Source organism: Lysobacter sp. P5_C4, assembly GCF_054049695.1.
Window position 1 is genome coordinate 489,763 of record NZ_JBFULX010000003.1, and the last position, 10,246, is coordinate 500,008.

8 protein-coding genes are annotated in these 10,246 nt (G+C 66.1%); all 8 read left to right on the forward strand.

The genetic code is table 11. The features are described 5' to 3' along the window. Nucleotides 1–3: 3 nt before the first annotated feature. Complete coding sequence (locus ACXJJ8_RS10270) at nucleotides 4–921, forward strand: GNAT family N-acetyltransferase (protein ID WP_499029563.1); 918 nt, start codon at nucleotides 4–6, stop codon at nucleotides 919–921. A 136-nt stretch (nucleotides 922–1,057) separates the two neighbouring features. Further along, entirely contained in the window at nucleotides 1,058–3,901 is a 2,844-nt protein-coding gene (locus ACXJJ8_RS10275; RefSeq protein WP_499029612.1) for a 2-oxoglutarate dehydrogenase E1 component, read from the forward strand. A gap of 36 nt (nucleotides 3,902–3,937) precedes the next feature. Next, complete coding sequence (gene sucB / locus ACXJJ8_RS10280) at nucleotides 3,938–5,152, forward strand: dihydrolipoyllysine-residue succinyltransferase (RefSeq protein WP_499029565.1); 1,215 nt, start codon at nucleotides 3,938–3,940, stop codon at nucleotides 5,150–5,152. A gap of 5 nt (nucleotides 5,153–5,157) precedes the next feature. Further along, the gene (lpdA, locus tag ACXJJ8_RS10285) at nucleotides 5,158–6,597 is read left to right on the forward strand and encodes a dihydrolipoyl dehydrogenase (RefSeq protein ID WP_499029567.1); all 1,440 of its coding nucleotides are present in this window, start codon (nucleotides 5,158–5,160) and stop codon (nucleotides 6,595–6,597) included. Nucleotides 6,598–6,616: 19 nt separating this feature from the next. Next, a complete protein-coding gene (locus tag ACXJJ8_RS10290; protein ID WP_499029568.1) occupies nucleotides 6,617–7,474 on the forward strand; it encodes a class I SAM-dependent methyltransferase in 858 nt (285 codons plus the stop codon). Then, nucleotides 7,474–8,067 (forward strand): LOG family protein, encoded by a 594-nt coding sequence (locus tag ACXJJ8_RS10295; RefSeq protein WP_499029570.1) that lies wholly within the window; start codon nucleotides 7,474–7,476, stop codon nucleotides 8,065–8,067. Before ACXJJ8_RS10290 ends, ACXJJ8_RS10295 begins: the two co-directional genes overlap by 1 nt. Then, entirely contained in the window at nucleotides 8,067–9,062 is a 996-nt protein-coding gene (locus tag ACXJJ8_RS10300) for a YhdH/YhfP family quinone oxidoreductase (protein ID WP_499029572.1), read from the forward strand. Before ACXJJ8_RS10295 ends, ACXJJ8_RS10300 begins: the two co-directional genes overlap by 1 nt. 75 nt (nucleotides 9,063–9,137) lie before the next feature. Further along, nucleotides 9,138–9,536: a twitching motility response regulator PilH gene (gene pilH / locus ACXJJ8_RS10305; protein WP_499029575.1), complete on the forward strand. Its 399-nt coding sequence runs from the start codon at nucleotides 9,138–9,140 to the stop codon at nucleotides 9,534–9,536. Nucleotides 9,537–10,246: the final 710 nt, after the last annotated feature.

Sequence of the window (10,246 nt, forward strand, 5' to 3'; positions counted from 1 at the left end):
GCCATGGACAGCGAACCCAGCCAGCCCTTCCGCATCGAGGCCGTCGATTACGAAGCGGCGCTCAACCAACTGCGCGCGGTGCGCGAGATCGTGTTCGTCGAGGAACAGCAGGTTCCCCTCGACCTGGAATGGGACGATCTGGACCCGCAATGCGTGCACGTGCTCGCACGTGCGCTCGACGGCACGCCCATCGGCACCGGCCGCCTGACGCCCGAACACAAGATCGGCCGCATGGCCGTGTTGCGGGAATGGCGCGGCAAGGGCGTCGGCGACGCGATGCTGCTCGCGCTGATCGAACAGGCGCGGCACCGCGGCTGGCGCGAGATTTCGCTGCACGCGCAGACCCCGGCCATCCCCTTCTACCTACGCCATGGCTTCCAACCTTACGGCGAGCGTTTCTGGGAAGCGGGCATCGAACATCAATCGATGCGCCGCATGCTCGGCGGCCCGGCGGCCATCGATCATCGCGATACGGCGATCGCCACCATCGTCGACATCGTGGAGGACGCGCGCCGCAGCCTGTGGCTCTACACCCGCGACCTCGACCCCGGCCTGCTCGATGCACCGCCCGTCCTGGACGCGCTGCGCCGGTTCGGTACCGCCGGGCGTGGTCACGAGCTACGCGTGTTGCTGCAGGATGCGGCGGCGCCGCAGCGCGGGCACGCGCCGCTACTCGCGCTTGCCCAACGCCTGCCCAGCGTCTTCTTGTTCCGCGAAGTCGACGATCCGGTGGACAAGGCCTACCCCTCCGCCTACCTCGCCAACGACCTGGGCGGCTATTACTTCCGCACCCTCGGCCACCGCTTCGACGGCGAAGCCGACCTCCACGCACCGGGCCGGGCGCGGCAGTTGCGCGGGGCGTTCATGGCGGTGTGGGAACGCGCGCGACCGGTGAGCGAGTACCGCGCATTGGGCATCTGAAGCATCCCAACCCATTCATTTGGGTGCAGGGCTCTGATTCGCAGGGCTATAATTCCCGGCCTTTCGCGCCTCGTCTGCATGATCGGACTTGAGCGCGCACCCGCTTGCCCCCATCGAAGAGCTTCCCGACCGCATTGTGGACAGTCTCCTGAAGCAGTTTGCGCAGTCCTCCCAACTCGGCGCCAACGCCGCCTATCTCGAGGACCTGTACGAGCAGTACCTGGTCGCCCCGGAGTCGGTCGGGCCGAAATGGAAGGCGTATTTCGACGGCCTCAAGGGCCGCGAAGCCGGTGATATCCCGCACAGCGTGGTGATGGAACAGGTCGCCGACGCCGGCCGCCGCGCCGCGCGCGGCCTGCTCGATGCCCCCGCCGCCGGCGGCGCGGGCGATGCCCGCGAGCGTTCGGTGGGTCGCCTGATCACTGCCTACCGCTCGCGCGGACACCTGCAGGCCAACCTCGATCCCCTCGGCATGGCGGTCAAGCCCGACGCGCCGGACCTGGCGCTCGGCTTCCACCACCTGTCCGACGGCGACCTCGACGCCGAGTTCTCCACCGGCGGCCTGGCCGGCAAGCCGCGCATGAAGTTGCGCGACATCGTCGGCGTGCTGAAGTCCACGTACACCGGCCCGATCGGTGTCGAGTACATGCACATCACCGACGTCGAACAACGTCGGTGGATGCAGGACCGCCTGGAAACCGCTGGCGGCAATTACGGCCGCACGCCGGAGCAAAAGGCCCGCATCCTGGAGCGCCTCACCGCCGCCGAAGGCCTCGAGCGCTACCTGCACACCAAGTACGTCGGCCAGAAGCGCTTCTCGCTGGAAGGCGGCGACAGCCTGATCCCGATGCTCGACGTGATCATCGGTCGCGGCGGCGCCGAAGGCGTGCGCGAAGTCGTGATGGGCATGGCCCACCGCGGCCGCCTCAACGTGCTGGTCAACACCCTGGGCAAGCCGCCGCGCAAGTTGTTCGACGAGTTCGAAGGCAAGTTCGAACACGACGATCGCGCGCACACCGGCGACGTGAAATACCACATGGGCTTCTCCGCCGATGTCGCTTCGCAGGGCGGCCCGGTGCACCTGGCCCTCGCGTTCAATCCCTCGCACCTGGAAATCGTCGATCCCGTGGTCGTCGGTTCCGTGCGCTCGCGCCAGATGCGCCGCAAGGACACCGAACGCAAGTCCGTCCTGCCGATCCTGATGCACGGCGACGCCGCGTTCGCCGGCCAGGGCGTGGTGATGGAACTGTTCCAGATGTCGCAGGCGCGCGGCTTCAACGTCGGCGGCACGCTGCACATCGTCATCAACAACCAGGTCGGCTTCACGACCAGCGCCGCCGAAGACGCGCGCTCGACGCTCTACTGCACGGACGTGGCCAAGATGGTCGGCGCGCCGGTGCTGCACGTGAATGGCGATGATCCCGAAGCCGTCGCATTTGTCGCCGAGCTGGCGTACGACTTCCGCCAGCGCTTCCTGAAGGACGTCGTCGTCGACCTGGTCTGCTACCGCCGCCACGGCCACAACGAAGCCGATGAACCGGCGGCCACGCAGCCGTTGATGTACCAGAAGATCCGCGCGATGAAGACCACGCGCGAGCTCTACGCCGCGAAGCTGGACGCCGCCGGCGAAATCAGGGCCGAGCAATCGCAGGCCCTGGTCGATGCGTATCGCAACAAGCTCGACGCCGGCGAAGTGACCACCGAAGTCGTCGAAGTCAAGAACGATGCATTCGCCGTCGACTGGTCGCGCTTCAAGGGCAAGTTGTCGGATCCGGTCGACACGAAAGTGCCGCGCGCGCAAATCGACAAACTCGCTTCGCAGATCAACGCGATCCCGGACACCGTCAAGCTGCATCCGCGCGTGGCGAAGATCTACGAAGACCGCCGCAAGATGGCGGCCGGCGAACTCCCGGGCGACTGGGGCTTCGCCGAAAACCTGGCGTACGCGACGCTGCTGACCGAAGGCAACAAGCTGCGCCTGGTCGGCCAGGACTGCGGGCGCGGCACCTTCTTCCACCGCCACGCGATCCTGCACGACCAGAACACCGACGCCTACTACCTGCCGCTGCGCGAACTGGTGCAGGACAAGAAGGACGTCGCGATCATCGACTCGCTGCTCAGCGAGGAAGCGGTGATGGCGTTCGAATATGGCTACGCCACCGCCGATCCCATCACGCTCGACATCTGGGAAGCGCAGTTCGGCGATTTCGCCAACGGCGCGCAGGTGGTGATCGACCAGTTCCTGTCGTCGGGCGAAGCCAAGTGGGGCCGCCTGTGCGGTCTCGCGCTGTTCCTGCCGCACGGCTACGAAGGCCAGGGCCCGGAACACAGCTCAGCGCGCCTGGAGCGCTTCCTGCAGTTGTGCGCGCTGGACAACATGCTCGTCTGCACGCCGACCACGCCGGCGCAGGCCTTCCACATGATCCGCCGCCAGCAACGCATGGATACGCGCAAGCCGCTCGTGGTCATGACGCCGAAGTCGCTGCTGCGCCACAAGCTCGCGGTGTCGTCGCTGGACGAACTGGCCAACGGCGAATTCCAGGAATTGATCCCCGCGAGCAACGTCTCGTCGAAGCCCGCCGACCTGAAGAAGGTCAAGCGCGTCGTCGTGTGCGGCGGCAAGGTCTACTACGACCTGATCGAGGAAGCGCTCAAGCGCGAGATCAAGGACGTGGCGATCGTGCGCGTCGAACAGTTGTATCCCTTCCCGCGCGCGCAACTGGTTGCCGAACTGCAGCGCTTCCCCTCGGCCACCGAAGTCGTGTGGTGCCAGGAAGAACCGCAGAACCAGGGCGCGTGGTACCAGATCCAGCACCACCTGCGGTTCTGCCTGCAGGGCAAGCAGACGCTCAACTACGCCGGTCGTTTGCGTTCGCCCTCGCCCGCCGCGGGCCATCTTGCCGAACATGTCGCCGAGCAGACCGCGCTCGTCGCCGATGCACTGGTCAATCCCGTGCATGGCGACGCGTGCCCGGAATGATCGCTCGCACCCCTTATCGAACCCAGGACGCCTGATATGGCCATCGAAGTCAAAGTTCCGGTCCTTCCCGAATCCGTTTCCGACGCGACCATCGCCAGCTGGCACAAGAAGGCCGGTGAAGCGGTCAAGCGCGACGAAAACCTGCTGGACCTGGAGACCGACAAGGTCGTGCTGGAAGTGCCCTCGCCCGTCGACGGCGTGCTGAAGGAAATCAAGTTCGAAGAAGGCGCGACGGTCACCTCGCAGCAGGTCATCGCCGTGATCGAGGAAGGCGCCGCCGCCACTGCGACGCCGGCGAAGGCCGAAGCGCCGAAGGCCGCTGCGGCTGCTCCGGCTGCCGCTGCGCCCGCCGCGCCGGCGAAAGCCGCTGCCGCACCCGCGAAGGCCGTCCCCGCAACCGCTTCCGGCGAACTCCCGCCCGGCGCGCGCTTCACCGCCGCCTCCGAAGGCATCGATCCGTCGAATGTCGAAGGCACCGGTCGCCGTGGCGCGGTGACGAAGGAAGATCTCGTCAACTACGCGAAGACCGGCGGCACCGTCGCCGCCTCGGCGCGCCCGGAACAGCGCGTGCCGATGACGCGGATGCGCGCGCGCATCGCCGAGCGCCTGATGCAGTCGAAGAATTCCATCGCGATGCTGACCTCCTTCAACGAGGTCAACCTCGCGAAGGTCATGCAGATGCGCAAGGACCTCGGCGAATCGTTCGAGAAGGCCAACGGCATCAAGCTCGGCTTCATGAGCTTCTTCGCGAAGGCCGCCGCCAACGCACTCGCGCGCCACCCGGCCGTGAACGCTTCGGTCGACGGCAACGACGTGATCTACCACGGCTACGCCGACATCTCGATCGCCGTGTCGACCGAGAAGGGCCTGGTCACGCCGGTGCTGCGCAACGTCGAACGCATGGGCTTCGCCGAAATCGAAGCGGGCATCGCGGCCTACGCGAAGGCCGCGCGCGAAGGTGGCTTGAAACTCGAAGACCTGCAGGGCGGCACGTTCACGATCACCAACGGCGGCACCTTCGGTTCGCTGATGTCCACGCCGATCGTCAACCCGCCGCAGAGCGCGATCCTCGGCATGCACGCCATCAAGGAGCGCGCGATCGTCGAGAACGGTGTCGTCGTCGCCGCGCCGATGATGTACATCGCGCTGAGCTATGACCACCGCATCATCGACGGCAAGGACGCGGTGCTCTTCCTGGTCGACATCAAGAACCAGCTCGAAAATCCGCACCGCATGCTGTTGGGGATGTAAACAAAATGGCTGAGACCGCTCTCAAAGAGAATTTCGACGTCATCGTCATCGGTGCCGGCCCCGCCGGTTACCACGCCGCCATCCGCGCCGCGCAGTTGGGTCTCAAGACGGCATGCATCGACGCCGCGCTCGGCAAGGACGGCAAGCCCGCCCTGGGCGGCACGTGCCTGCGCGTGGGCTGCATCCCGTCGAAGGCGCTGCTCGACAGCTCGCGCCAGTACTGGAATTTGACGCACCTGTTCGGCGAACACGGCATCACCGCGTCCAATCCTGCGATCGACATCGGCACGATGATCGGCCGCAAGGACAAGATCGTGAAGCAGTTCACCGGCGGCATCGCGATGCTGTTCAAGGCAAACAAGGTCACGCCGTACTACGGCTTCGGCCAGCTGCAGACGGGCAACGTGGTCACCGTCAAGCAGCACGACGGCACGACGGTGGAATTGAAGGGCACGAACGTCGTGATCGCCGCGGGTTCGGATTCGATCGAACTGCCGTTCGCGAAGTTCGACGGCAAGACGATCGTCGACAACGTCGGCGCGCTGGATTTCACCGAAGTGCCGAAGCGCATGGGCGTGATCGGCGCCGGCGTGATCGGGCTGGAACTCGGTTCGGTGTGGAAGCGCCTCGGCGCGGAAGTCACCATCCTCGAAGCGCTGCCGGATTTCCTGGCCGCCGCCGACGCGGAAGTCGCCAAGACCGCCGCGCGCGAATTCAAGAAGCAGGGCCTCGACATCCGCCTCGGCGCGAAGGTCTCGAAGGCCGAGGTCAAGGGCAATGAAGTTGTCTTGACCTACAGCGACGCCAAGGGCGAACAGACAATCACCGTCGACAAGCTGCTCGTGTCGGTCGGCCGTCGTGCGGCGACCAAGGGCCTCCTCGCGGACGGCACGGGCGTCAAGCTCGACGCGCGCGGCATGATCGAGGTCGACGAGCATTGCCACACCGGCGTGGACGGCGTGTGGGCCGTCGGCGACTGCGTGCGCGGCCCGATGCTCGCGCACAAGGGCTTCGAAGAAGGCATCGCAGTGGCCGAGTTGATCGCGGGCCTGCCGGGCCACGTCAACCTCGACACGATTCCGTGGGTCATCTACACCGAACCGGAAATCGCGTGGGTCGGCAAGACCGAGGAACAGCTCAAGGCCGAAGGCATTCCGTACAAGGCCGGCAGCTTCCCGTTCGCGGCGCTGGGCCGCGCGGTGGCGATGGCCGAACCGGCGGGCTTCGTGAAAGTCCTCGCGCACGCGGAGACCGACCGCATCGTCGGCATGCACCTGGTCGGCGTCAACGTCTCCGAACTCGTGCACGAAGGCGTGCTCGCGATGGAGTTCAGCGGCTCGGCCGATGATCTCGCGCGTATCTGCCACGCGCATCCGACGCTGTCGGAAGCGGTGCACGACGCAGCGATGGCGGTTCACAAGCGCGCGATCCACAAAGCGAACTGAGTCGTCAGGAGGCGTTGCGATGGAAGACACCAACCCCATCCGCAACGTCTCCGACACTGCGCTCTGGGTCGCGACCTACCGCGCGATGGAAACCGAGCGCCCCGACGCGCTCTTCCATGATCCCTACGCACGTCGCCTCGGCGGTGCACGCGGGCAGGCGATCGTCGAAGCGCTTCCCGATGGTTCGCAAACAAGCTGGCCCCTGGTCGTCCGCACCAGCGTGATGGACGACATCGTGCTGCGCCTGGTGCGCAGTGGCGCGAAGACCGTGCTGAACCTCGCCGCCGGCCTCGACGCACGTCCCTATCGCCTCGACCTTCCCGCAGACCTGCGCTGGCTGCACGTCGACATGCCCGAAATGGTCGACTATTTCCGCACCGGCATGTCCGCTGAAACACCGAAGTGTCGGCTCGAATTCATTCCCGCCGATTTGCGCGACGCCGACACGCGCAGAGCGGTGTTCGCGAAGGCTGCCGAAGAAGGCCCGGTGCTCGCGATCACCGAAGGCTTGTTGATCTACCTCGAAGCCAGCGACGTCGCCGCCTTGGCGCGCGACCTGCACGACATCGCGCACGCGCGTTGGTGGCTGATGGACCTCGCCTCCCCGCGCCTGCTGAAGATCCTCGAAAAGCGCTGGTCGCCGACACTGAAAAGCGGCAATGCGCCGTTCCGCTTCGGCCCGGCCGAGGGCACGGCGTTTTTCGCCAACGCCGGCTGGCGCGAAAGCGAATGGCATTCCACGTGGACCGACGCGATGCGCCTGAATCGGAAGCCGAAAGGCGCGGCCTTCTGGAATTTCCTGCTGAACATCTCGCCGCGCAAGCAACGCGAAGCGCAACTGCGCATGTCGGGCATCGCGCTGCTGGAGTCGAATTGATGCGCGCGGTGTGCGTGTACTGCGGCTCCAACAACGGCGCGCGCCCCGAATACGCAGACAAAGCCACCGCACTGGGCACGCGCCTGGCGCGCGAGGGACTCGCGGTTGTCTACGGCGGCGGCAACGTCGGGCTGATGGGCGTCGTCGCCGATGCCGCGCTTGCGGCCGGCGGTGAAGTGATCGGCGTGATCCCCGAACAACTCGTCGGCTGGGAAGTCGCGCACCGCGGCCTGACTCGCCTGGACGTCGTCGCCAACATGCACGAGCGCAAGGCCCGCATGTTCGACCTGAGCGACGCCTTCGTCGCCCTGCCCGGCGGCTTCGGCACGCTGGACGAGATGTTCGAGATGCTCACGTGGCGCCAACTCGGCCTCGGGGATAAGCCGTGTGCATTCCTCGACGTCGCAGGGTTCTATGAACCCCTCACCGCGATGATGGATCGCATGGTGGAAGAACGCTTCCTGCATCCCGACCAACGCCGCGACCTCTGGCATGGCGACGACATCGACGCGCTGATCGCATGGATGCGTGCGTACGAACCGGCGCATGCTTCGAAACACATGGATGGCAAACGCCGAAAGGATCTCCGCTGATGACCGACGTGCCCTCGAAGTTCGCCGCCTTCCGCATCCACGAGGACGCCGCCGGCTATCGCAGCGGGATCGAGCAGGTGACGCTCGAGGATCTCGCGCCGGGCGAAGTCGTCATCCGCGCCGCGTTCTCGTCGGTCAACTACAAGGACGCACTCGCGGGCACGGGCAAAGGGAAGATCCTGCGCAAGTTTCCGCTGGTCGGCGGGATCGATGTCGCTGGCCACGTCGTTGCATCGACCGACCCGCGCTTCAAGGAAGGCGATGCCGTGCTCGCCACCGGCAGCGGCCTGAGCGAAACCCGCGACGGCGGTTATTCCGAATTCGTGCGGCTGCCCGCGCAGTGGACCGTCGCGCTGCCGGGAGGTTTGTCGCTGCGCGAAAGCATGATCCTCGGCACCGCGGGCTTCACTGCTGCACTCGCCCTGTTGCGCATGGAAGACAACCGGCAAACGCCGGCACTCGGGCCGCTCGCGGTGACCGGTGCGACCGGCGGGGTCGGGTCATTGGCGGTCGCGATCTTCTCGCGCGCCGGCTACGACGTGCATGCGATCAGCGGCAAACCCGACGCGGCGTCGTACCTGCGCGATCTCGGCGCGAAGGACGTCCTCGGCCGCGATGCGCTGGAAACCAAACGACCGATGGAAACCGCGCGCTTCGGCGGCGGCCTGGACAACGTCGGCGGCGCGATGCTCACCAGCCTGCTCGCGCAGACCGCGCCCTACGGCAACGTCGCCACCGCGGGGCTGGCCGCGTCGCACGAACTGCACGCGACCGTCATGCCTTTCATCATTCGCGGCGTCTCCCTGCTGGGCGTGGCCTCGGCAGGCACGGCGTGTGATATCCGGGAGGAGATCTGGCGTCGGCTTGCTTCCGACTGGAAACCCGCCGACCTGGAACGCATCTGCACGCGGGAAGTCGAGCTGGGCGAGCTGGGTGTCGTGTTCGACACGATGCTGGCGGGGGCGTCCCTGGGGCGCACCCTGGTGCGGTTGTAATCGAAAACAGTGAATGCGTGGCTTGCCTCGCGGGGCAGCCCCGTTAGAATGCGCCGAGAATCTCCGGGGACCCCCATGGCTCGCATCCTGATCGTCGACGACTCGCCCTCCCAGTTGATGGGCATTCGCCGCATCGTCGAAAAGCTCGGCCACGAGGCGTTGACCGCCGAAGACGGCGCCGCGGGCGTGGAAGCCGCCAAGCGGGAGTTGCCCGACCTGATCCTGATGGACGTGGTAATGCCGAACCTCAACGGGTTCCAGGCCACGCGTTCGATCACGCGGGAGGCGACCACCAAGCACATTCCGATCGTGTTGGTAACGACGAAGGATCAGGACACGGACCGCGTGTGGGGCATGCGCCAGGGTGCGAAGGCCTACATCACCAAGCCGTTCAGCGAATCCGAACTCGCCGACATGATCCAGCAGATGCTGGGTGGCGAGATGCCGGCGGCGCCGGAGTCGTCGGAAGAGTAACCACCTCCCTCCAGGGGAGGTCAGAACGAAGCCCGCCGCATGGCGGGTTTCTTTTTGGGTGGGGTAAAGCAAATGCGCAGGGTTGTCGTCGGTTGTTTGCGTGCGCCGCCTCGATCAGGGCGCATCGGCACGCCGTGTTGAAGGTCCTTTTGACTCCGTGAAAAGCAAACACTCCGCAAAAGGACCTTCAACACGACGCACCGCTGCGCACCACGTCTGGTTGTTGCGCGACACAACTCGGTGAATGTTTACGCCGGTAGTTGATCTTTGCGCGCCGACAGCCAGCACACCAGGCGGTCGGCACCTCGCCCATCGAGGGCATCGCGGCATACGTGGTGCACTGTCCACGCCAGCGCGATGCCCTCTCTCGGGCAAGGTGCCTTCGCGGCGATTTGATGGGTGGAGCAGGTAGGAACGTCATCGGTTCCGGCGCCAACGCAACTCGTGGCGTTGGGAACGCCATCTGTTCCGGCGCCGACGCAACTCGTGGCGTTGAGAGCGCCATCGACGCCGTTTTCAGCGCCTCGCGAGGCGTCACAAACGCCATGGATCCGGCGACGACAATCGACTCACGCGCTGAAGTCCGGCCCGTCTCCCCAACCCTCTCCCGGAGGGAGAGAGACTTCGCGCTCCGTGCTCCACCCATCCGATCACCGCGAAGGCACCTTGCCCGAGAGAGGGCATCGCGCTGGCGTGGACAGTGCACCACG